Annotated in this window: 23 protein-coding genes and 1 pseudogene; 4 read left to right on the top strand and 20 right to left on the bottom strand. The window is 64.4% G+C overall.

The genetic code is table 11. The features are described 5' to 3' along the window. Positions 1–34: 34 nt before the first annotated feature. Complete coding sequence (locus PVE35_RS06980; RefSeq protein WP_277374218.1) at positions 35–1,705, top strand: hypothetical protein; 1,671 nt, start codon at positions 35–37, stop codon at positions 1,703–1,705. A gap of 410 nt (positions 1,706–2,115) precedes the next feature. Here the strand turns inward: PVE35_RS06980 and PVE35_RS06975 are convergent, their stop codons facing one another. The 20 genes and pseudogenes from PVE35_RS06975 to PVE35_RS06880 form a co-directional block, all read right to left on the bottom strand. Then, positions 2,116–2,943 (bottom strand): DUF932 domain-containing protein, encoded by an 828-nt coding sequence (locus PVE35_RS06975; RefSeq protein ID WP_095377276.1) that lies wholly within the window; start codon positions 2,941–2,943, stop codon positions 2,116–2,118. A gap of 90 nt (positions 2,944–3,033) precedes the next feature. Further along, positions 3,034–3,645: a DUF3275 family protein gene (locus PVE35_RS06970; protein WP_095377275.1), complete on the bottom strand. Its 612-nt coding sequence runs from the start codon at positions 3,643–3,645 to the stop codon at positions 3,034–3,036. A 55-nt stretch (positions 3,646–3,700) separates the two neighbouring features. Continuing rightward, a complete protein-coding gene (locus PVE35_RS06965) occupies positions 3,701–4,240 on the bottom strand; it encodes an STY4534 family ICE replication protein (RefSeq protein ID WP_277374217.1) in 540 nt (179 codons plus the stop codon). 344 nt (positions 4,241–4,584) lie between these two features. Next, positions 4,585–4,950 (bottom strand): DUF3085 domain-containing protein, encoded by a 366-nt coding sequence (locus PVE35_RS06960; protein WP_150084307.1) that lies wholly within the window; start codon positions 4,948–4,950, stop codon positions 4,585–4,587. Between the two features lie 65 nt (positions 4,951–5,015). Further along, positions 5,016–5,813 carry a GTPase gene (locus PVE35_RS06955; protein WP_150084309.1) on the bottom strand — a complete coding sequence of 266 codons (798 nt, stop codon included), beginning with the start codon at positions 5,811–5,813 and terminating at the stop codon, positions 5,016–5,018. Positions 5,814–6,103: 290 nt separating this feature from the next. Continuing rightward, entirely contained in the window at positions 6,104–6,817 is a 714-nt protein-coding gene (locus tag PVE35_RS06950; RefSeq protein ID WP_116824695.1) for an ABC transporter substrate-binding protein, read from the bottom strand. Positions 6,818–7,067: 250 nt separating this feature from the next. Further along, positions 7,068–7,460 carry a hypothetical protein gene (locus PVE35_RS06945; protein ID WP_003141051.1) on the bottom strand — a complete coding sequence of 131 codons (393 nt, stop codon included), beginning with the start codon at positions 7,458–7,460 and terminating at the stop codon, positions 7,068–7,070. 25 nt (positions 7,461–7,485) lie between these two features. Beyond that, positions 7,486–7,722 carry a hypothetical protein gene (locus tag PVE35_RS06940; protein WP_016446173.1) on the bottom strand — a complete coding sequence of 79 codons (237 nt, stop codon included), beginning with the start codon at positions 7,720–7,722 and terminating at the stop codon, positions 7,486–7,488. Positions 7,723–8,521: 799 nt separating this feature from the next. Next, positions 8,522–10,563: pseudogene (locus PVE35_RS06935) on the bottom strand (DNA topoisomerase III). Between the two features lie 279 nt (positions 10,564–10,842). After that, positions 10,843–11,292 (bottom strand): single-stranded DNA-binding protein, encoded by a 450-nt coding sequence (locus PVE35_RS06930; protein WP_144735340.1) that lies wholly within the window; start codon positions 11,290–11,292, stop codon positions 10,843–10,845. Then, positions 11,289–11,840: a DUF3158 family protein gene (locus PVE35_RS06925; protein ID WP_124175341.1), complete on the bottom strand. Its 552-nt coding sequence runs from the start codon at positions 11,838–11,840 to the stop codon at positions 11,289–11,291. The genes PVE35_RS06930 and PVE35_RS06925 overlap by 4 nt, the downstream gene beginning before the upstream one ends. Continuing rightward, a complete protein-coding gene (locus tag PVE35_RS06920) occupies positions 11,837–12,616 on the bottom strand; it encodes a PFL_4669 family integrating conjugative element protein (RefSeq protein WP_144735338.1) in 780 nt (259 codons plus the stop codon). The genes PVE35_RS06925 and PVE35_RS06920 overlap by 4 nt, the downstream gene beginning before the upstream one ends. A 189-nt stretch (positions 12,617–12,805) precedes the next feature. After that, positions 12,806–13,558: an OST-HTH/LOTUS domain-containing protein gene (locus tag PVE35_RS06915; RefSeq protein WP_161971366.1), complete on the bottom strand. Its 753-nt coding sequence runs from the start codon at positions 13,556–13,558 to the stop codon at positions 12,806–12,808. Between the two features lie 238 nt (positions 13,559–13,796). Next, the gene (locus tag PVE35_RS06910; RefSeq protein WP_277374216.1) at positions 13,797–14,981 is read right to left on the bottom strand and encodes an STY4528 family pathogenicity island replication protein; all 1,185 of its coding nucleotides are present in this window, start codon (positions 14,979–14,981) and stop codon (positions 13,797–13,799) included. Between the two features lie 3 nt (positions 14,982–14,984). Next, positions 14,985–15,545, bottom strand: a complete 561-nt coding sequence (locus PVE35_RS06905; protein WP_029578160.1) for a DUF2857 domain-containing protein — start codon at positions 15,543–15,545, stop codon at positions 14,985–14,987. A 17-nt stretch (positions 15,546–15,562) separates the two neighbouring features. Beyond that, a complete protein-coding gene (locus PVE35_RS06900) occupies positions 15,563–17,206 on the bottom strand; it encodes a ParB family protein (protein WP_144735330.1) in 1,644 nt (547 codons plus the stop codon). Then, on the bottom strand, positions 17,199–17,447 hold the full coding sequence (locus PVE35_RS06895; RefSeq protein ID WP_029578162.1) for a hypothetical protein: 249 nt from the start codon (positions 17,445–17,447) through the stop codon (positions 17,199–17,201). Before PVE35_RS06895 ends, PVE35_RS06900 begins: the two co-directional genes overlap by 8 nt. After that, the gene (locus tag PVE35_RS06890) at positions 17,431–18,297 is read right to left on the bottom strand and encodes a ParA family protein (protein ID WP_024889635.1); all 867 of its coding nucleotides are present in this window, start codon (positions 18,295–18,297) and stop codon (positions 17,431–17,433) included. The genes PVE35_RS06895 and PVE35_RS06890 overlap by 17 nt, the downstream gene beginning before the upstream one ends. A gap of 41 nt (positions 18,298–18,338) precedes the next feature. Next, the gene (locus tag PVE35_RS06885) at positions 18,339–18,557 is read right to left on the bottom strand and encodes an AlpA family transcriptional regulator (protein ID WP_032963682.1); all 219 of its coding nucleotides are present in this window, start codon (positions 18,555–18,557) and stop codon (positions 18,339–18,341) included. A gap of 110 nt (positions 18,558–18,667) precedes the next feature. Next, a complete protein-coding gene (locus tag PVE35_RS06880) occupies positions 18,668–19,429 on the bottom strand; it encodes a hypothetical protein (RefSeq protein ID WP_144735328.1) in 762 nt (253 codons plus the stop codon). Between the two features lie 515 nt (positions 19,430–19,944). Here PVE35_RS06880 and PVE35_RS06875 point away from each other — a divergent pair. From PVE35_RS06875 to PVE35_RS06865, 3 genes are all read left to right on the top strand, one after another. Then, positions 19,945–20,601, top strand: coding sequence for a hypothetical protein (locus tag PVE35_RS06875; protein ID WP_029578164.1), 657 nt, complete (start codon positions 19,945–19,947; stop codon positions 20,599–20,601). Beyond that, positions 20,598–21,302 (top strand): hypothetical protein, encoded by a 705-nt coding sequence (locus tag PVE35_RS06870; RefSeq protein WP_029578165.1) that lies wholly within the window; start codon positions 20,598–20,600, stop codon positions 21,300–21,302. The genes PVE35_RS06875 and PVE35_RS06870 overlap by 4 nt, the downstream gene beginning before the upstream one ends. A 461-nt stretch (positions 21,303–21,763) precedes the next feature. Further along, positions 21,764–22,957 carry an IS4 family transposase gene (locus PVE35_RS06865; RefSeq protein WP_277372347.1) on the top strand — a complete coding sequence of 398 codons (1,194 nt, stop codon included), beginning with the start codon at positions 21,764–21,766 and terminating at the stop codon, positions 22,955–22,957. Positions 22,958–23,003: the final 46 nt, after the last annotated feature.

Genomic DNA, 23,003 nt, shown 5'->3' with positions numbered 1-23,003 from the left:
CGCCGTTCTGCTCCACCGGAAATCACGGAAACCGATGCTCATCCCCACGCCATCAGGCTACGCACGCTTGCCGACCTTCTCCGCCGTCATTGACGGCTTGGCCTCTGGCCTTGGGATTGCACGAAACAAAGAGGATGCGCTCGCCAGCCTCGGCTCGTTTGGTGGCCGGATCGACACCTATAGTGGCTCGACCCACCGTTCTGGCCTCCAAGACCGGCTCTTGGATCTGCTCGCGGGCTCGAACGAAGCGCTCCGAAGCCTTGTACAAGCCCGGCTGCTCGACGCCGAAACGGCACTGACCGATGCCAGGTCTATCCCACTGGTCACTGAGGCGACGGAGGCAGAAGGGCTGCGGCGCTTCATTGAGGTCTGGGCGGCCCCATGGATTGCTCAGATGCTTGATGCTGCCCGCCAGCACCCTGAGTCGGTGTTAGACAGCGCTCGGCAGCTGCTTGAAGCGCATGCCGCTTCACTCACGAGTGACGCCATGAGTTATTTAGCTACCTGGAAGGCTTCGGTCAAGCGAGCGATTCCTGAGGGCGTGAACGCCCCCGAGTTCCGATCGACGCTCGCCAGACTGGATCAGCGCTCTCAGCGCAAGCACTCGTCCATCGAGCAGGACCTCGCCAACCTGCGCGTTGAAATGCAGAGCAGCTACTCCTCTTCGCAGGAACTTGACGCCGCGGTTGACGCGGTTCGCCGGCTGTACCTCGCAGGCATGGCGACGATGCGGCTGTGCGCTATGGCCGCCGAGATTATTCCAGAGCGCGATCTTGTTGCGCTAGCTGCCGGTAAGTTGCTTGCAGGCCGGGACAGGGACGGGGTCTCCCCAGAGGAAGCACAGCAAAACCGCATTCGCATGTACTGGGGCTACCTCGACCCTGATTTGAATCTATTAAAGGAGTACCACCAGCTTGGCGCTCAGGTGAACGATCTGGACGAAGCGAATTTCGACAAGTTGCGTGCGGATTCGCACGCGGTCGCCTCGTCGGGCTTGTTGATGTTTGTCATCGACTACGCAGAGGGGCGCTGTCACCTTCACCATGGCCGCAATGAATTAGCACAGCAGTGCTTACATCGGGTTGTTGCGAGAGCTGACGGCCGACAACTTGGCAAAATCGCTGCGGACGCTGCGAGCATCCTAATCGCGCTGCGACTCGCTGGGCCTGGCCCGTTCATGTTCGAGGCACTAAATCCCCTGCTGCGCGTGCGAATTGACAACATGCCGCAGTCGATGGAGATGTGCATCGACTCTATTCCGACACCCTTCTCGGACTGGTCCCCCCGCCCCGAACCAAGCTTCTATGACTCGCACGTGATGGGGTGCGTGGCCTTCTTCAACGAAATTACTCACGCACCAAGTGTGTCTGCGATCTGTAATCCTCTGCAGCGCTTTGATGCAAGCTTGCAGAACCTGATCACCCAATCCCGCCAGGCTGGCGCTAGGCTGTCGGAGGTGGGACGGAAGCGACCGGCCATTGTTGGCACATCCGTCAAGCCGTATCAGCTGCTCAGGGACCACCTTTATTACCGCGATGCGCTCTTCGGGTGGAGTCCATCAGACCTGCCTGGTATGGATGCCTATGCGATGCTGCGGGCGCCCGATCAGCTTCGTCTCCTCCGCTTCGTGGATCCGGAGCAGTTCCAACTTGACCTGCAAGCGCATGGTTTAGGCCCATGGCGGCATTCTGATGATCCGCCGTAACGTCGCGAGGTCTTCGAAACGATGTCTACGCCGCTACATGTAAGCAATACTGCCTTTCGGGGCGCAAGTTCGATTCAGGCCTCACGTGCCGGTCAAATCGCGTGGCTAGACGAAGTGACCGGCGTTGAAGCGACGGGCTGGAAGCCACATGCCGATGCCGTCACACGCCGTCAGCGGTCATAAACGTGCTCGGGATCACGACGAGCCTATTGGCCTCGCCAACTGCTGCAGCGCCCCTCGAGATCGTCAGTTGGCTAGAGAGAGCAAGTGACCGATAACGCCCTGCAAAGCAGACGCTGGCCGGTGACGCTCGAATGGAAGCAACGGGTCATTTTGAGATCGTAAGCCCACCTCGCAGATCAGCGAAGGAAAAGGCGGACCATGCCGCGATGGGCACGATCCGCTGGGGGTCAGGCTTTCAGCTTGCGCAGGCCTTCCGCGAGCAGCCAGAGCGCCCGGTTGAGCCGGACGTTCTGATCGATGCCCTGGACGGGGCGCGTGCGCTGCTGGCGCCCGTTGGCGCTGCGACCAGTCAGGCCGCCTTTGACGAGATTCTCCTGGACCCGGTTGAACGTGGACCACAGGTCCGCGTGGTTGTCGTCGAAACGACGGGGACGCAGGATCTGGCTTTCCGTGATCGGCAGGGTCTTGCCGGGTTCGTCGTACTTGAGGACCAGGGCCGATCTGGCGAAGACCTCGGCCTCGCCGTCGTCGAGTGTGATGGCACGCATGGCGTCGCGCGAGTCCTGCACCTGCTCGAACCCATGCAGCACCTCGTAGGCGCCCTCGATCACGTGATCGGTGACGTTGCCCTTGTGAGGTACGCGCACGTCGGCGAACGTGTCGCCGCACACCAGGCCGTTCTGGCAGACGAAGCGGAACATGCCCGCCAGCATCTGGTAGCTGCTGGTGCCATCGTGCGAGTTGAGCAGAATGATCTCATTGGCCTCGGTGCCGTTGATCTGGCTGGCGTGGCGAAGCCGCAGCATGTGCTTGGTGTAATCGCGGCGGTCCTCCTGGCGCACACGGGTCTGGCACACCATGAACGGCTGGAAGCCTTCCTTGCGCAGTTCGGTCAGCACTGCCGCCGTGGGGATATAGCTGTACCGCCCGGAGCGGCTTTCGTGCGGGGTGTCCGCGAAGATGGAGGGTGCGACGGTGCGAATCTGGTCATCGGACAGCGGGTGATTCGACCGCAGCACTGGGGAGCGATAAGCGAAGCGGGATGAGAGTTGCATGACGATCTCCTTGGATGAGAGACCGGAGCCCCGCCCCACCGGGGAGGAACCCCGGTGGGTGGTGGAACGCCGCTGGCGCGGCGGTTGGAGTCAGGCCGTGGCGAGATGCCAGTCTTGGGACAGTGGAGCGAACTCGTAGCCCAAGGCACCGAGACGGTCGCGCTGCTGACGCAGGAAGCGGCGATCGACGGTGGCGTCGAGCTTGACGATCTCGCCCAGCGGCCAGAGCGCACCGAAGAGCGCGACGTCGTCCGCCTCGGCCGAGGCCTCGGGGGATGCGGCGGCCGGCTCGCTGCCGAACGGCGTGGTATCGACCAGGGGATCGCGCGGACTGCGCGACTTCGCCTTCGGCTTGACCGGGGGCGATGCCGGCGCGGGCGCCTGCGCTTCCTCGTCGATGGGATCGACTTCCTGCGGACTCAGCCGGCGGGCTTCGTCGCGGCTCAGGGCGTCGATGTTGGACAGCGTCATCCCGCCCAGATGGGCGCGGATCTCGATGACCATGCGGCCGTTGGCGTTGTACGTGGAGGGGCGAATCTCGACGATGGCGAAATCACCGTCGTACTTGCCCTCGCGGTACTGATCGAGTTCGGCGTTCTTCACGACGAACTCGCCGATCGAGGTCGCCAGGCGGCCGACGTTGAAGTCGCCGTTCCTGCCGTGGATGGTCTTGATGGCCAGTTGGCCGGGAATGGTGATCATGAAGGTCTCCTGCGGACGAAGAGAAGACAAGGCCCCGGGGATGGGGCCTTGCGGATCAGAACGACTCGGCAACGGCCAATGCGGGGGCATCGGCAGCATCGGCGACGGGCCTGGAAGGCTCCGGTGCCGAGGCTTGCTGCGCGGCGGGCGCGTCGGACGTCACAGGGACTTCCGGGTCCCGCTCGTCGGTCTCGGTCGGCTTGGGCTCGGCCTTGTAGACGAGCTTGCCGTCGACCTTGATCCAACTGACGAACAGCAGGCGGGCCTTGAGGCTCACCCCCTGCTCGCCGGCACGCTTGCCCTTGGAGTAGGTGAAGGTGTCGGTCCACAGGTCGCCCATGCGGAAGCCAATCATCACCTTCTTCTCGGCGTCGACCGCCTGAATGCAGCGGCGCACCAGGTGCTGCGCTTCCGAACCCGATACGCGCGTGTCGAAACGCACATACGAGACGTCGTCGCTGGGACCGTTCAGGGCTGCGATGTCGCAGGCCAGGAACGCATCGCCTTTCTTGGGCTTCACTTCGCGGATGCGATTGAGGTACCCGAGGCCGGTGATGTGCAGATCGAAGTAGGATTTTTCGTTGGAAGTGGTCATGGTGAATCTCCTGGGAACAATGAGGCGGAGACACACCCGACCCAAGGCGGGGAAGGTGTGGAACCCCCGCGTGGGTTGATGGAACAGCTTGGTGGCATCGCCATCGAGAACCGATGGCCGTTCGCGCATGGATGCCGGTGCGAACTGGGGTGATCAACGCGGTCGGAACCGCGTCGCAGCCTTGAAGATCGTGGCTGCCTGGGCATGTCGCTGACGGACGTCAGCGGAACATGGCCGGAAGCGTGGCGCCGGGATGGCGCGCAGGCGAGCGGCAATCGGCACTCGCGGCTGTCCACATTGCCGGGAAGAAAGAGGCTCCCGGAGCGGGGGCCAGGGATGGGCGGTCAGCTACCGCTGGGCGTGGGAGGAACCGCCTGCAGCGACAGGTGTGTCGTGGTAGCGGACACGTCGAGGTCGTCCTCGCTGCGCAGGATGCGCGCAAACACGCCCTCCTGCGGATCGAAGAACTCGCCAAAGTCATCGCCGCCGAACTCGGCACGCGCCAGTTCCCACCAGTCGTCGAAGCCATCGACATCCGGGTTGCAGCCGGCGGCATAGGCGATGGTCTTCTGGCGACCATCGGGTCGGCGCTCGCCGCGCTCGGCCAGGAAGTACACGCCCTGATCCTTGACCAGGATGACGCGGCATTGATTCGCCACCGCTTCGGCGAGCACGGGCCGCAGCTCCGTGCCTTTGAATCGAACAGTCATGGGTGTGATCTCCAGGGGGCAGGAAAAGAAGCTTCCCGCCGCGAGGGCGGGAAGCTGCTGAGAGGTCAGTGCCGGACAGCCTTGCGACTCGACAGGCACTGCACGCGGATGCGCCTCCAGCTCCCGTCGTCAATCAGCCGTTCCAGCGTCTCGCCGAGGGTGTCGAAGAACACCTCATCGACCCGTTCGACCAGCTCGCCGTCGCGGCGCAGCTCCACCGCGTAGAGGTCGAGGCCACGCTCATACAGCACGGTGACGCGACCCTGGAACTTCATCGTGTCGACGGTGAAGCCGATGGCCGGTGGCGTGCGGATGATGTCGGCAGGCAGCGGATCGACCCAGGTGATGTCCCGCGCACCGGCATCCACCAACAGGTGGGTGATGCGCCGGAAACCATCGGGAGCGGGCAACTGCTCCAGTTGGACGATCAGTTCCTGCAGCTCGGGGCAGCGCGGCTCGGGGATCGGCAGCTTCGCCGGTGCGGAACCGAGCACGAACCGCTTCACCGTGTAGGGCTGGCCGTCGGCGGTGAACTCGGTCTGCTCCTCGGGCGTGTCCGCCCGCTGACCGTCGAAGCGGCGTCTGACATAGGGTTCGACCTGCACCTTGGCGCCCTCGTCGGGCACTTCGGTCACGAGCGTACGATCGAGCACCGCGAACTCGGCTCGTCCCGTCTTGACGACGATGGCCTCGTCGGTGGTGGCGATGACCTTGCCCTCGAAAGGCTTCGGGTCGATGTGAAAGCCCAGCGTCGAAACCTTGGGCTGGCCGTCGAAGATGTTGAATTTGAACGAACGGACGTTGGAAGGCACATGACCGACAACGAGCGTCGGCATCTGTGCGCGGATGGCTTGGGTATCCATGGGGAGACTCCTTGTGGCAACCAAGGGACTCCCGCCCGCAAGGGAGGTCTGTCCCTTGAGGGTGAGGTGGATGGACGCGGGTGCGCCCGGAGAACGAAGCAACCAGCACGGCGAACCGCGCCGCAGTCTTGAAGGTCTCGACTGCCTGGGCATGCTGCCGGCAACGCCAGCGAACATGCGGCCAGCGTGCGGCACATGGCGGCGACCGTCCGTTGGGAATCGGCAATGCGCCGGCACCGCGTTCCGCGAAAAAGAAGAGCCCCGACGTGGGGGCTCGAATGGGTTGCGGGTTACTCGTCGTCGTAGAGCGTCAGCCCGTCCAGCACGGGCGCGTCGGCATCGAACACCAACATGCGAACGTCGGCGAGCGCAGCCAGGTGCAACACTTCCACGAGGGACTCCGGCACGCCCTTGGCCCGGTGCTCCTGCCGCAGCTCTTCGGCGGTGATGCCCTCGACATGCTGCAGGTTCGCATCCGTCCAGGGCGTGGCGATCAGCTTCACGCCGACCGCCGGGCTGTAGGGAATGCGGAAGGCCACGAACAGAAAACCGCTCGGCGTGGCGATGTCCGCCAGTTCGGCGAGGAAGCGACCGGCCTCCTCGGTGATGTGCGCCGAACTGATTTCCCAGGCACGGCTGTAGAACCCGGTCTCGAAGCGCAGGCGGCGTACCACCTCGCGCGCGGCTTCCTCGGAGTAGGTATCGCCGACGTGCAGCGGCTGGCCGGCTTCTTCGGCCATGACGGCGTAGACGAGGTTTCGGGCGATACCGTGGCTGGGGCACTGCGCGTCCAGCTCGGGCGGCACGTTCTGGCCCTCGGTGATCAGCGCGAAGTCGTCGCAGAAGACGCAGGCATGGCGCTCGACCTGGCTGTCCGGCAGGTGCGACTGCGAGACGTGCAGCGGCAGATAGCTCAGCGGGCAGTCGTCGTAGGAAATCGCCAGCAGCCGCTGCACGGACAGGCCATCGTAGCCGCGGGCGAAGGGATTGTTGGAATGGGACATGGGATTCCTCCAGCAGAGGATGGCCGAGGCAATCCCCTGCCGGGGATTGAACCCCAGCGAGTGGATGAAGTGGCAACCGGTTAGCCGGCCGCGGCGTCGGGCCGCCCTGGTGGCGGGCGGTGCAGGTCAGTGGAAGATGGTGATTCGGGACATGGCCGCTCCTGCGAAAAGAAGGAGGGACATGGCCCCGAACGAGGACGCATGTCCCTCGTGGGGTGGGATGAAAAGACGGTGGGTTGCCAGGCGCGGCTCACCAGCCGTTGTAGTGCAGCGTGAGGTCAGCGATGACCTGGCGCCGTTCCAGATCGAGGCCGCCGAAGTCGGACAGCCCCTCGAAGCCGCAACGCTTGAGCATCGCGCCGCCCTCGCGGGAGTTGTAGAAGCTCACCATCGCGGACAGGAACATGCGTTGACCGCTGCTCAGCACGCCCAGGGCGTCGTTGAGCATCAGCATGTTGGGCCGCAGGTCCCACTTGGTGGTGGCACGCTGCAGACCTTCGCGTGTGCCGTCGCCGAACCACTCGTGGCCGGCGATCTGCGCGCCGCGCTTCCAGGCCTCGAAGAAGGCCTGCGGTGCAGCGTCGAAGTGCGCCTGTTCCAGCGCCATCTGATCGAGCACGTCTTCGGGTAAAGACAGATTCATGAGAGAACTCCTTGAAGGGTGGGAATCAGGGGTGAGCGCGCTGTGTCCAGGCATGGGTATCCAGGGCGCGCTGTGCTGCGAGGTGGGTCGGGAAATACTCGACGGACTCCCGCGATACCGGTCCTTCGTCGTCTTGTGTGCCGATGTAGTGGCCGGCCGCGCTGCGCAGCACCTGTAGCGGCAAACGCTTGCCGGTCCAGGTCAGCGCCAGCGCACCACTGCGCACTGCGGTTGCAGAGGAAGATGCGGAAGGTTCAGACATGCCGTGCTCCTTGGTGGGTCGGGGAGCACGCATCCCGCAGGGGATGGGGTTCCCCTCGGGTGGTTGAGAAAAGTGCATCGTCGCCAGGCCGGCGAGCGTCCGCGGTGGGCGGTGCGGAGCGGACTGGATCGGTCAACGCGGCGAACCGCGTTGCAGCCTTGAGGACCGAGGCTGCCAGGGCATGGTGCTGACGACCGTCAGCGACACACGCGGGAAGGATGGAAGCGCGGCACCGCGCCGTCGCCGATCAAACGGAACCGCGCGCCGTCCGGTTTGGCCCGAGCACTGCCGGCAGCAGCAGTGCACGATCCTTCCGCCCACGACAAAGGCGCCGAAGCCCCGCAAGGCTTCGGCTGGAGAGGAATCAATCCACCTGTGGGCTGCAAGCAGGCCAGGCCGTCGTCAAAGCCATTCGCTGCGTCAGCAATCTCACCCGGCCCGTTTCGTGGCTGGGGCCGGCATCCTCTGGCGTGTATCCACACACAAAGGGAACCCGTTGTTCCGCCGGCGGGCTCCGGCACCGAATACCGTCGACCGCAAGCGGTCTCCTGGCACCTCGCAGCCTTGCGGGCCAAGGCGTCAGGAGACCGTTCGTGGATGGACGGAAACACCTCGATCAACGGAACCGCGGCGAGCGCGATTCGACGGAGCAATGACCTTCTCGCCCTGCAAGCCGTGATTGGCCTGTGCAGGACGCGCACACCGTTGCAGAAGGGAACGCGCGCTGGGGAGTCCCGCGGGGCGCGGGAGGTTTGCCCGCCGTCGGCAGCAGCCAGCGTGGCAGAGGGAGACGTGGGCGTCAGTTCGCCTTGGGGCGCCGACGCGGTGGGCCGGATGTGCGGCCGGAAGTACGGTTGGACGGGCCGTGCTTGCCTGCCGCGGCGTTTTCGACCGGCTGCGTGCCCTTGCAGTCCGGGTAGCGGCTGCACGACCAGAACGTGCCGCTCTTGCCGCTACGCGGGCGCATCGGGGCGCCGCATTGCGGGCAGTTCGGCGCGGGCGGCAGCTTGATGACGAGCGTTGCGCCGCGGTACTGCTGCACGAGTTGGGCGACCCAGCTCGATTGCTTGGCAATGAAGGTGTCCAGCGTCATCTGGCCGGCCTCGATCATGTCCAGTGCCTGCTCCCACACCGCCGTGGTCCGGGGTCGGCAATGGCCGCCGGCACGGCGTCGATCAACGTGAAGGCCGCATCCGATGCGCGGATGGCGCGGCCTTTCTTCAAGAGGTAGCCGCGGGCCAGCAGCCCGCTGATGATGTTGGCGCGCGTCGCCTCGGTGCCGATGCCCGTGGTGTCCTTCAGCTTCTGCTTCAGGCGCGGGTCCGTCACGAGCTTGGCGACGCCCTTCATGGCCTTGACCAGTTCGCCCTGCGTGTAGGGCTTGGGCGGCAGCGTCTTCAATGCCTTCAGTTCGACCTGGCCGACCTGGCAGGCTGCACCAGCACGTAGCGCCGGCAGCGCCTGGCCGCGCTGTGCGTCCTCGCCGTCACCGTCCTCGGGCTCCGGCGCCGCCAGCACCTGGCGCCATCCGGCCGTCGCGATCTGCTTGCCGACCGCCACCAGCGACTGCCCGCCGCACGTGAGCTGCGCCACCGTCCGGTCAAACTCGTGATGCGGCAGGAACTGCGCGAGGTAGTGGGCGCGGATCAGCCGGTAGACGGCCAACTCCTTGTCGGTCATCGCCGAGAGATTGGCCGGCTCCAGCGTGGGGATGATGCCGTGATGCGCCGTGACCTTGCCGTCGTTCCACGCTCGCGAACGCTGCTGCCGGTCCAGGCGGTAGATCAACGGCCGCAGGCCGGGATCGGTCTTGACCAGGCTGTCGAGCACGGCCGGCACCTCGGCCAGCATGCTCTCGGGCAGGTAGCCCGAATCCGAGCGCGGATACGTCGTCGCCTTGTGCGTCTCGTACAGCGCCTGGGCAATGTCCAGCGTCTCCTGCACGTCGAGGCCCAACTGCTTGGAACATACTTCCTGCAAGGTGCCGAGGTCGAACGGCAGCGGCGGGCCTTCGCGCACGCGCTCGGTCTCCACCGACAGCACCTGGGCGGTGCCGACCGCGCGCAGGCGTTCCGCCGCCTGCTGCGCCAGAGGCTGCTGCAGGCAACGGCCGGCTTCGTCGGTGCTACCCTGCGGCGGTGTCCAGCTTGCGACAAAGGTCTGGCCTGCATGCGAGAGTGCGACCTCGATGGCCCAGAACGGCACCGAGACGAAGCGCACAATTTCGCGATCCCGGTCCACCACCAACTTGAGCGTCGGCGTCTGTACGCGGCCCACCGATAGCACGCCGTTGTAGCCGGCCTGGCGACCCAGCAGTGTGAACAGCCGACTCAGGTTTATCCCGATCAGCCAGTCGGCACGCGATCGGGCGAGTGCGGAGAAATACAGCGGCAGCGTCTCGGCGGACGGCTTGAGCGCACCCAGCGCTTTGCGGATCGACGCATCGTTGAGCGCCGATAGCCACAGGCGCTGAACCGGCCCGCGGTAGCCACACAGATCGATGATTTCGCGGGCAATCATCTCGCCTTCGCGGTCGGCGTCAGTCGCGATCACCAGCTCGCCTGCCTTGGCGACGAGCTGCTGCACGACCTTGAACTGCGCCGCGGTCGCCGCCTTGGGCTCGACACGCCAGCGCTCGGGAAGAATGGGCAGTTGTTCGATGGCCCAGCGCTTGTACTGCTCGCCGTAGCCTTCGGGCGGAACCGCCTCCACCAGATGACCGATGCACCAGGTCACGACGACACCGGCACCGCTGTAGCAGCCGTTGCCGCGTTGGCCGGCGCCCAGCACACGGGCGATGTCCTTTCCCTGGGACGGCTTCTCGCACAGGAACACGCGCATGAAGCCTCCTCGAAAAGTGTACGGTTCATCGGATGGCCCCAGCTTGGCCGGGCCAGCGGATGCCGGCAGCAAGGAAGCTGATTGGTGCAGACACCGCTTTGTGATCGGCAGGCGATGCGTTGCCGCAGCGGCATGCGCGCTACCGCAACGGCTGGCGCAACGGGGGCGTCGTTTCGGAAGGACGGCTGGAAACCGGTGGACCACCCTGGCGCTATCCCCTGGGGATAGCTGGTGCATGGCGGGCGTCTGACGGTTGCTACAGCCGCCCCCTGCGGGGAGTCAGCCCTTGGCCTTGGTTTCCTTCGGCGCCTTCGTCCCCTTGGTTTCCTTCGTCGGCGGTACTGCGGCCTCGGGTTCCAGCGTCCTGGCGCTGAGGGTCACGGCCTGGATGCGGTACGGCAAGATGCCAATGCGGCGGGCCTCGATCTTGAAGGTCGTGCGCTCATTGTCGTCAGCGTCCTCCCATTCGTCCTTCACCGTACGGCCTTCCACCAGCACGCGCATACCTTTCTGGTACAGGTCTTTCCAGTGGTCGGCGTCGCGGTGCCACAGCTCCACGGGCGCCCAGAAGCCGCCGCGGTCCTCGAACTCGCCGTCCTTCTTCGGGATCGGGTTGTCGAAGTAGACGTTCAGGCGCAGCAGCCGGTGCGGCTCGTCGTTGCCGTTCGGAAATTCGCGGTAGTCCGGTGCAGAACCGATGTTGCCCTCGCCGACGAAGTGCGTGCTCATGGTGACTCCTTGGGGGTGGTGGATGGAACGGACGCGGCATGCCCGTGGGCGCGCCGCAGGTAAGCCGCTTCGGCCTGCGCGGCCTTGCTGGCGCACTCCTGGGCTTGGCGGCCCAGCGTGTGAAGGAGGCTGATCTGCATGTTCAGCGCGATGCGTTGCAGTTCCATCGCGTACAGGTCGTCGATCAGCGAGGCCGGCGTCGCCGGGCGGTCGAGCAGCGACTCCCACAGCGCCACGCCCATCAAGGAACGATCATGGTTGCGCCAACGCAGGAAAGTCGTGCCTGCGCCAGTGGTCTGCTGGGCCAGTTGGACATCGAGCAGCGAGAAGGGATAGGCCCGAGCCTGTTGCAGCACGCGCCGCTGCGCCAGGGCGATCAAGTCGTCGCGCAGTGCCATGCACTGGTTGGCCCAAGTCTCCAGACTTCCCTTACCTTTAAAGGGCTGTAAAAGGCCTTTTAGGTAGCCGGCGTGTTCCAGACGTTGGAAGTCCGCCTGTTCCAGCGACGTGAAGCGTACTGGTCGGCTGGTCGGGGTCGATGCCGTCATGTGCTGGCATCCTCATCATCCAACGCGGCATCGGCTGCGCGATCCTTGGTGGCCGGAGCAGCAGCATCAGCGGCCGGTTCAGCAGCCGGTGTGCCAGGCGCGCCTGTGCGGCGCGCGATGGGTGGTGCAAAGCGCGAACGGCGCGTGCCTTCCAGCACGTCCTGCGGCAGCTCGCCGAACTTCTCCAGCGCCGCTCGCGCCGCGGCGTTCTTCGCCGCGAAGTCGTCGCGCGTCGTGCCCGAGTAGCGGTACTGCTGGGCCAGTGAGAACAGGCTGCGCAGCGCGTGCGCGCCATCGTTGAGCCAGCGCTCCATGGTGCTGCGGTCGATCAGCGCGGTGTGGTGGGCGAGGATCAGCTTTCGCGCCAGGTCGTCGTAATCGGCCAGCAGGTACACCGCCATGAAACCGAGCTGCGCATTGACGAACAGCGGCAGCTTGACCGGTTGCACGTTCATGTTCTCGCCCAGCGACAACGCCGCAGGTACATCGGCGAGGGCCTGGACCACCTGTTCGCGCAGGGTCTGCAGGCGGGTCTTGGTGTCGGCGAGCTTGTCTTCGACCCGAAGCATCCACCAGTCCGAGTACGGGTCGTCTTGCTCGGCGCCGCGCTTCATCTTGTTCATCACGCTGATGAAGCCGTTGAGGCCGATGATGCCGGCGCGTCCTTCTGACGGTGCGCGGCCATGCCAGATGCGGGAGGCGTGGTGCGTGTGCAGCGTCAGCGACATCGCGCTACGCAGCGCCCCGAGATTCAATTGCAGGGGTTCATTGGCCATGAGTGACGACTCGCGGTAAGGGAACGAGTCGCCAGCATCGGCACCAGCCGGAAGACCGTCAGTCAACAAACCGCAGCCCATGCGCGCCCGGTTTGTTCCGCGCGGAAGGCTGTGGGTGCTGCCTATCCCCTGGGGATAGCGCGGCGGACTTGTTCGCGACTCGCGCGAACTTGGGGCCGCGTTGTGGGCCTATGCCTCGCGAGGTCTGTACCAGGCGGCCCGTTGCCCCTCCACCTCACGGTAGCGAAGCTCGAACAGGCGGCACTCGTGCACCACCTGCCGCCAACTGCTGCAGCCGTACTTGGCTGGAAGCTGCTCGGGATGCTGGTCCGCGATCCACCGGCCAGCGGCGGCAATCGGTGTCCAGCCCTCGACGGCCAACTGCGCGGCGGCCTCGCGCAGCGCGCGAACGATGCCGGCGGCCGGCCAGTCCACCGTGCCGTCCGGCGCGATGCCATTGACCACCAGGTCGTGGAACACATCCGACTGGACGAACTCCGCTGCCAGGCGCCGCGCCTGATCCATGTGCTCGGCCCAGCCGCGCAGCTGCTCAAAGTGTTGATCGATGCGCGTGTAGGCGGAACCGAGTTCGTCCTGTGCAGCGCGACACCCGTCCACGGTCCATAGATCGTGCTGGTCGATGAAGTGGTGCACCAGGGTGTTGCGCAGCGATACCAGGTCTTTGAGGTCGGCCTGGGTTTTCGCGTAGTCCTGCGCAGACAGGCTCAGTTGCACGCGCGTGCGAAAGGAAATCACGTCGCCGGGAAGATCGTCGTCGCGCTCCTCGCCGCTATTTCTATCGGTGACGACATACGAACCAAACAGTTGTCCGACCAACGTGCCCAGGGTCTTGGTCGCGGCATCTTCAATCCGCGCTGCGCGAATGGCCTCCAGCGAATGCGCCGGGCCTGAAATCTCGTGGTGGGCCACGATGGCTTTCATGAGGCGCTCGTATTGTTGAAGGCGCAACAGGCATCTGCCCAGCAAGCGCTGAACGTCTCGCTGTAGTGGTTGCAGTGCGTTTGTGGCGGGGGAAGTCGTCATGTCCATCGTCGGCCGGGCTCGTGCGTGGCAGTCCTCGTCTGATTCAAAGGCGACAGTTTCGCCTGTCATTCGGCGGGCGACAATCGCGCGCTGCGGAAAGATGTCTGTTCCAGCTATCCCCTGGGGATAGTCAACATCAGCGATCACGCAAGGCTTCTCGGAGCTGCGCCAGGTAGGCACGTGCCACCTCGGGGTCGGCCGCACGGGATGCCGGCGGTGACGATGGCGCAGGTGGCGGGGGCGCTGGCGGTGCCGATGCACTTTCTCCGGCCCAGGCCTTGAACTCCCCGCGCAGTGCTTTCTGGATGATGCCGAACAGATAGCCGGCCGGATTGCGCACAGCGCTGTTGCGGCAGCGTGCCTCCCACTCGTCGAGCACGGCCTGCCGCTGCGCTTCGTCCACCTGCTGCAGCGCCACCAGCGCGCCGGCCTGCTGTTCGTCCTTCAAGCGCAGGAAACGCTCGGGCAGCCGCAGGTTCTGCAAGGCCCTCGCGCGCGGTACTGTACGTACTTCATTTATACGATCATTACGTACTGTACGGTCCTCCTTCGGAATCCGAAGAGAGCCGTCCGGCGCGGGTTTCGGCCCTGCTTCGGAATCCGAAGACGGGCGTGCGCCATTCCGAAGCAGGGCTTCCTGGCCTTCTTCGGATTCGTGGTCCGCACCCTCCTGTGGATAACCTGGCATCGTCCAGCCATGCCGCGCCATGCGCTGCGCGAGCACCTGCAAGCGGGTCGGCAGTGTGCGCCCGCTGAGCAGCGGGTCTTCGGCAATCTCCTTGAGCGTGTTCATGCCCACGATCTGCACCGCCTTGGCGGCATGGGTCAGCGCCTGGCTGACCAGGCCGAGGTAGTCGGCATCGAGCTGCATCGCCTCGAAAGGTGACAGCGGTTCGTCGTGCAGCACGTAGAGATTGCCTTGAATGCGGCCGGTCTTCGGATCGCGCCGCCGCCGCACCAGGCTGAGCCAGCGCGTCAGCCGCAGCAGCGTCAAGGCGCGCGCCACGGTCTCGTGCGAGGCCTGCGCTGCACAGGGCATCGAGGCCAGGTAAGGGCGCAATTGGTCGTAGGTGGGAAAGGCGGTCACGCCGTCTTCGTTGAGCTGCAGGCGGAACACCTGCCAGGCGTTGCGCTCCAGCGGCGTCAGGCGCCGGTCGAGGAACAGCCTGCGCGGCACGCTCTCATGGCGGTTGCCGCTGTAGAGGAAACCGTCGGCGGCCGGCACCGTTCCCTGCGCTGGCTGCAGGTGCTGCAGGGCCTCGTCGAAGAGCGCGGACAGCGCAACGGGGCCTTCGCGCCGTGGTGCGCCGCCCGTGGTCATGGCCTACACCAGCCCCTGGTCGATCCAGTTCCGTATCGCCGCCCACACCACCGACATCGGCAGGCTCAACGCCTCGGCCAGGTCCATGGTCAGCGCCAGCATCGCCATGTCGTCGGACAGGGCGATATGGCGCTCGGTGACGCCGGCCTTCCAGCGCTCCCACAAGGTCACGTCCTGTGCCTCGTCGAGCACCGGATGCCGGCCCTTGCGCTTGGGCAGCCCAAGGATGTCGCGGCGCAGCGCCACTTCCTGATGCGTGAGGCCGTAGAACTTGCTGACCATCTCCGTGCTCGCTCCCAGGCGCAGCATGCGGTCCACCGTGGCGATCTCCCGCTCCACGTCGTGCATCTGGCTCAGCAGCCGCTTCAACACATCCCGGTTCACCGACACCGAACACCACGATACCGTGGCATTCACCAGCATGCTCACGAGTTCGGGGTGCTTCAGCGCATCCAGCTCTTCCTCGCCGAAGCCCATGGCCTTGCAGCGGCGCAACTGGCCGTTGCGCAAGTCATGCAGGGCCTGAGCGATCACGGCTTGGTTGAGTGGGTGCGGTGCCGACATGCGGAAGCCTCCTGCGCTCAGGAATCCTGGCTCGCTACGCCGGCTTCCAGATCCAGCAGCCGGCGCGCCAGGCGCAGCAGACGGAACAGCTTCACCAGCGCAGCATCGCTCAGGCGTGTAGCCGAGCCGCCATGGCCATGCAGCAGCGCAGCCAGCTCGTCGGCCAGCCGCGCGCGGTCCACTCCGTTCGCGGAGGGCGGCGCCGCACTCAGCACATGCAGCAGGGTCAGCACCGCCCGCGCGAACGCCGGCAGCGCCTTCGCCTGGCCCACAACCGGCGCCGCGCAGACGAAGCCGATGCCGCCGACGCTGGCCTCGATGTGGTCGGCGACCGCCGCTTCCTCGCCGATTTCGCGCGCGAACTGCGCGATGTGCACACGCAGGCGATCCGGCACGTCCAGGCCCGGCTCGATGTACCAGACATCCGAGATGGGAAAGAGCCCGCCAACCTGCACCGGGATCGCACGCAGCGCATCTGCCTCAAAGTCGGGTAGCTTGTCGCCGAGCTGATCCGCGACCATCCGCTGGATGGACTGCAGGCGCTCGGTGGTCGGGGCCGGCGTCACGATGTGCCCCTGCAGGCGCTCGTCGCGCTGCCCGTCCCGGGCGTTTGGTGCAGCGGCAGGTGGTGCCGAGGGTGTCTCTGCCGGTGGCGCGACGGGCGAGGTGTCCCGTGGCGTTGGCGCCGCGGGCGGCAGTTGCGGCGTGATGGCTGGCGCCGCAGGTGCGACAGGCGTTGCCGGGTTCGGCGCGACCGGCTCGCTGGTCAATGCTCGCTGACGGCTTTCGCTGTCATCGACCTCCAATGCCAGCGTGTCGTAGTCCGCTTCCAGCAGCTCGGCCATCTGACCCACCAGTTCGTCCTGCACGCGCTGGGGCGAGAAGCCCTCCGGCCGCGTGTCGAACTGCGACAGCACATCCTGAAACAGCGAAGCGAAGTCCACGGTCAGCGGCCGGCCCAGCGCACGCCGCTCCCAGGTGCGCTCGCACGCCTTGCGCAGCACCGCGAGCCGGTCCACCTGATGCCGGCCCAGTCCGCCGTACAACAGCGTCGGGATCGCCGGCAGCAGGTAGCGCACCGCATCGTTCATGCGGCTGATGTGCGACTGCGGCACCGGATAACCGTCGGCAGTCAGCCGCCGCGCGAGTTCGCTCTGCGACAGTGCCTGGCCGCTTTCCTGCTCGTAGAACTCGCGCGCCTTCTCGATGCCCAACGCCCGCTCGATGAAGGTCAGCCCGCCACGCAGCTCGTTCTCGGCCAGATGCCCGGTCAGCGCCACGATTTCGCCGCGCGCCGGCCACGGGCGGAACAGGCACGCGATGCGGAAAAAGCGTTCTTCCTTGGTTTCGCTCCACAATTCGCGCAGGATCGCCAGCCGCGTATTGCCACCGTTCCTGATGATGTAGTGCGCCTCGCCCGGCCGGCGCGTGATCGCAGGCGGTGCGTCCAGCCCGCGCTCGCGGATCGAGGTCTTGATTTCCTCGTAGGCCGGGTTGCGCGTCACGCGTGGGTCATGTTCATAGGGGCGCAGCTCGTCCAGCGTCACCACCATCGGTGTGTCGGCGATGGGGTCGGTCAACGCCGCGGCCGAAGGACCGTTGCGTTCGAAGCCCTTGGCCAGCAGCTTGGTGGCCATGTCCTGCGGCGTCGGATCAGCCATCGCTGCTCTCCCGAGATGCCGTCAGTGCCTGTCGATCGGCGCGGCGAAGCTGCGCGCGTGCGTTGCGGCTGGCGCGGTGATCGCTCGCAGTCGAGCTGGTATAGATCGCGGCGCAGCCGGGCTTGGTGAACATCAGGTGCCCGCCGCGCGTGCGTTTCACGTGCCAACCTTCGCCCAGCGCGAACTCGATCAGCGCGCGTAGCCGCGCATGGCCGCGGGCCAGTTCATGCCCGATCGCCATGACTGGCTCCTCCTGCGCGGCCTCTGCCGGTAACGCATGCAAAGCGCTCCCGCCATGCCGGGAACAGCTCGCCAGCCAGCGCACGCATCGTCTCCAACGCCGCAGGCGCAGTACGGCCCACTGGTTGCCGGTATTCGACGCGATGCACTGGCAGCCCCCGTGTTGCGGCACGTGGGTAGGCTTCAATGGCCGGGACGTCGGTGCTCAGGACCTGTATGCCAGCGTGCGCCTGGAACACTTGTCGCAGGGCCTGCTGGATCAGTCGGGCGTTCGACGAAACCGGATGCACACGGTTGATGAGCAAGCGCAGCGGTGGCGGCTCGATGCCGAGGTGCCGATACGGAGCGATGTCCTCGATCAGTTGCAGCGTGCCGCGCCTCAGCTCACGCGCCGCCAGGATTTCCGGCGTCACCGGTGACAGCGCCAGACTGGAGGCCAGTACCGCCATTTCCAGCAGCACACTGCGCGCTCCCTGGGTATCGATCAGCAGCAGGTCGTAGTGCGACGCCAGCGCGGGGAGCAGGTGACGCAGGCGTAGCCGACCGTCGGGTGCGTGCAGCAGCAGTGTGTTCAGTTCGCCGCGATGGTCGTTCGACACCACCAGGTCGAGACCCGCCACAGCGGTCTGCGAAGCCAATTGCTCGATACGCTGCTCATTGAAGGCCAGCATCTCATAGATGCCGGCAGGCGCATGCGTGCCGAGCGTGAAGTAGCTCGACAAGGTGGGCTGTACGTCCAGGTCCAGCAGCAGCACGCGCAGTCCCGCATCGGCGATGAAGCCGCCCAGGTTCGCTGCGGTGGTCGTCTTGCCGACGCCACCCTTGGTCGAAATGATGGATACCACCTGCATGGTGCGACTCCTCGTGGAAGGGATTCCGGGGGGGCGCGGGCTCACGCCCGCTCCCTGAGTCGATCGGTGATCCACTGATCGATCTCCACCGAATCCCATCCGATGGCGCGTACCCCGAGGCGCAGGGGCTTAGGAAACTTGCCCTCCTTGATCAGGTTGTAGATGTGGGCGCGTTTGAAGCCGGTCTTGGCCTCGACTTCCGCGCGGCGCAGGATGCGGTGATCGTTCGGCGTCGCGGTGGCGATGGTCTGGGCAGTCACGAGGGACACTCCTTGGCGCTGTGTAGCGGCGGTGATGGAAGTGCCCCGTATTCAATAGCGCGGTTCCCGCGCGGTCACCGCAAGTGCAGACACGCCGTCTGCACTTGCAGTCAGCGGTCCTGGGTAGCGAGATGACGCTTGGCTGCCGAAAACTTCGCCCACAGCGTTCGCTCGCTGATTCCGGATTTGTCGCCGTAATGGGCAACCAGCGCATTGATGACCGATTCCAGCGTCTCGAAAGACGAATAGGGAACGCCATTGGGTGACTTGCCCAACAGCAGGGTCAGAAGACCGCCAACGATGTTCAGGTAGGTGGATTCACTGCGGGCGCCCGGCGTCCCGGACCGCTTCTCGCGCTCCGTGCGCGCCTGGTGCTCCTGGCTGAGCGTCTGGAACTGCTCATAGAGCGCGTCCCAGGCTTGCACCTTGTCGGCAAGCTGGAGCTTCAACGCCTCGCGATCCATGACCAGTGCCTGCACGGCATCGACACTGACGGCCGGATGCAGGTGACGCTCGAAGGCATCGAACAGGAAGGCCGGTCGCTGGTCGGGATAGAAACGGATCATCCATGCCTTCAGATCGACGTGGCGGATCGTGAGGCCAGGATCATCGAGCAAGGCGGGATCGTTGCTCGTGAGGCCATCCTTGCCGTAGGGAAGGTCGAGATGCACCAGTGCGTCGTAGATCCGTTCCGCGTTCAGGCGAAGCTGTGGCCAGCGCGCCAGCGCAGCGTGCTCCGGCAGCCTGTTCATCCCTTCGGCAATATCAAGGATACGGCGCTCGAAGCGTGACAGTCCCGCCCACTGGATGGCCGCCTCGATCGGACGATAGAAGACCTTGGCTTGGGCGCCGGAAGAAGATGACTTTCTCATGGGCTACTCCCTGGTGAACGGGTTCAGGACATCGGCTTTTCTCGTGGTCTGGTCGACGCCATCCACACCTTCGCGGCGCGGAGCGGTGGCGACTTGGCTTGTGGAAAGGTTGTAGTGACGGCGAATGGCTGCAATGCTCACCCCAGCAACCAGTCGATGTGGCACCTTGTCCACCAACACCGAGCCTCTGCGTGGCGGTATGCTTCAAGATGTTTCTCGCCCGAGGCGGGGAGGCTTGGTGGTGAGGTTTTGCTACAGATGCCATCGCGGCGAAAGACGCATTCGGTCTACGTGCTTTCAAGTCTGGGCATCACCCGCATGTCAGACGCCGAGGGTCTTTCAGCAGACGCGGTTCGGGTGGCACCAGGCGCGGCGACGCCGTCTCGACGGGCAACGATGAGGCTTCGAGCCAGACGGCACGGGTCTTCGTTCAGATCAAGAAAGAATGACAGGCGAATGCCATCGATTTACCGACAAGTTTCAGAACATCAACAGTTCTATTGCGGGCAACCGAAATGACAGAAAAGCCGATCACGGTCTTCCAGCATCTTCACCTCAGGGGCAAGACAGCAACCGCAATGCGCAGTGGCATCCTCGCGCAGGTGGGTGGCTCTTGGCGTCACGACGCTGAGCGGGAAGAAGACCTCAAGCAACACATGGGCGACGACGATGTGATCGTGCTTGTACGATCTGCATTCGACGACGTCGATGAATCGGCTCTGGTGCTGTGGCAAGAGCCTGATGGCTACAAGGTTTCCAATATTGTGCCGCGAAACGTCGGTGAGCTTGGTATTGACAAGTACAACGCGATTCTTCGCGACTTCGTCGCCCAAGTCGCGGAACCGGCGTCCCGGGCCGGCGGTTTCGGCGTCGAACTGACCTCTCCCAACCAGACTCTTGATGATTGGCTGGATGCCGAACCGGCAGCAGCCCTGCGGCGCTTTTCGCGGCTCGCCAATAAGTCCACAGGTGCGGCCCATCCCATGGACAAGGAGCGCTGGTACGCGTTCCTGATTGCCGCGCACCGTGCATCGAAACGACTGGATAGTGACCAATTGGCACGGTGGCTTGTCGAGGTGGAGGCCTGGTCCGCAGGGCGGGCGCAGGACTTGGCCATCGACTATGAATTCGCACTCGGACTGCTTGAACAGTATGACCAGTCGCATACATGAGCCTGAATACTTCAGTCATTGACGACTTGGTTGCTTTAAACGCGCCAGTGTTGTGCGTGGATACATGCACCGTCCTTGACGTCATCCGTGACATCACGCGCGAAACAGCGGTAGCACACGATGCCAGCGCCGGGCTTGCCTTGCTTGCGGCAGCCGAGGCCGGCTCCGATCTGATTGTTCTGATGGCAGAACAGGTGACCATCGAGCTTGCTGCTCATGTCGCTGGCGTCGAGGTAGAGGCTCGAAACGCTTTGGCAAGGTTCCGGGCACAAGCTCAACGTATCCATGAAGTGGCCTTGGCCTACGGTGCCCAGGGAATGTTGCCGCTGGACCACCTTGAGGGACACGTCGCGCGGGCCAGGACAGTGCTGAACAGGTGGCGGGACGTTGCCAGCGTGGTGCCGCACAACGATGGGGTCGCCAGCCGTGCGTTCAAGCGAGTCAACGAACCTCGTGCTCCCGCCCGACTGGGTAAAGAATCAATGAAGGATTGCGTGATCGTCGAAGCCTATATCGAGGCGGCTGGCCAGCTTCGCTCCGCAGGGCTGGTGGCGCCGATCGTGTTCGCCTCGTCGAATACGAAGGAGTATTTCGCGCCGAACACCCGACGTCTTCAAGATGAAATCGCTGCCGATCTAGAGGACGTTGGTGTGGAGTACGCCCCAAACTTCGGCGCAGCGAAGCACAGTCTCGGCCTATAGGCGCATCTGGACATGAGCCTGGTGGCTGTGCATGGACGTTGCTGGGCGATGGCAGACGATCCCGGGTTGCCGGGCAGGTGGGGCTGGTACATAATCTGGTCTAATTCCGTGGCGCTCACGGAAGAAACCCGTTATCAATCAACGGGTTGAGTGCGGCGTGATGTTCCCTTCACCCGCTCCAGACAGCCAAGCAAAAGCCCCGTCATCACTGACGGGGCTTTTTCGTTTCTGGCGGCTGAAGGGCATGACCGCAAGGGTTGGGGCCGAGAAAGATGGCGCTTTGCGATCAGATGGGAAAGGCGCTAGGCAGGAAAATAAATCTCTCCCCCTTTTAAAGCGAAAAGGGGACAGATTCTGAGGAATCCCCACAAAAATCCCATTTTTATCAATGGGATAGCTTGAAGAAGCCTGCATGAGTCGGGCAGTTTGGTAGTCGCCAAACAAACCAACCCCCGAGACTCATGCAGGCAGTACGATTCTTACACAAGGCATTTTCCCAAGCACTCCCCACGATCCACAGCAAGCGGCTGAACGCCTTGATGAGCAGCGTCAGTGCCTTGCTGCATGGGCATCGCCTGACCCTGACCGACCTTGGCAGGGCCATGCCCAGCGAGGCTTACACCAAGCATTCGATCAAGCGCGTGGATCGCCTGCTTGGCAACGCTCACCTGCAATACGAACGCACGCTGTTCTACTGGAAAATGCTGACTGCGCTGATTGGCTCCCTGCGTCATCCATTGATCCTGGTGGATTGGTCGCCGATCAATGCGGCCTCTGACCTTTACTTGCTGCGAGCTTCAATCCCGCTGGCTGGTCGAGCGTTTCCTGTGTACGAGAGCGTGCATGACCGTGAAGGCTGCCCTCAGCGTCAGAGACAACTGCTCGATGCACTGGAAGCCATGCTTCCCAACCAATGCGTGCCGATCTTGGTAACGGATGCCGGATTTCGCCGCCCCTGGTTCCAGGCTGTCGAAGCCAAGGGGTGGTATTACGTGGGACGCGTCCGCAATCGTGATCTTTATCGCGACGAGCAAGGTCAATGGCAGCCGATCAAGCAGCTCTACCAGCAGACGACATCTCGTGCGCGGTCACTCGGCCAAGTCGAGATGACGCGCAGTGCACCGCACAAAGTTGCGTTGTACGGCATTCACCAACCGCCCAAGGGCAGAAAACATCGACGCGTGACGGGCAGCATCGCACGCAGCAAGCTCAGCCGGCAGAATGCGCGTCGTGAACAGGAGCCCTGGCTGCTCGCCAGCAACCTGCCACAAGCCAACTGGACGGCACGTCAAGTCGTGGGTATCTACCGAAAACGGATGCAGATTGAGGAAGGTTTTCGGGATGTGAAAAGCCTACGTTTCGGCTTTGCTTTCGACCTACACCGGACGCGCTGCCCACGGCGTATCGAGATCCTACTGCTGATCGCAGCACTGGCGTGTTACGTGCTGTACTTGGCTGGCCTCCAGGCTCACATGACAGGCAAGTCGCGCCGCTTTCAGAGCAACAGCGTCAGGCATAAAACCGTACTGTCGCTCTGGCGTATCGGTCTTGAATACCTCAGGCGCTCGGCCAGCGATTTATCCTACTCGGCACTCACAAAGATGGAGCTATTGCTGCGTGACGAGGTGCACCGGCAAGCTCGGGCGCTGGAGTAGATTTGTGGGGATTCCTCAGGGACAGATTAATTTATGGAAACGTACA

Origin of the sequence: Pseudomonas sp. AA-38, assembly GCF_029457475.1 — a bacterium.
Lineage (GTDB): Bacteria > Pseudomonadota > Gammaproteobacteria > Pseudomonadales > Pseudomonadaceae > Aquipseudomonas.
The sequence above is the reverse complement of the archived record's forward strand: the minus strand, read 5'-3'. Positions and strand labels throughout refer to the sequence as shown.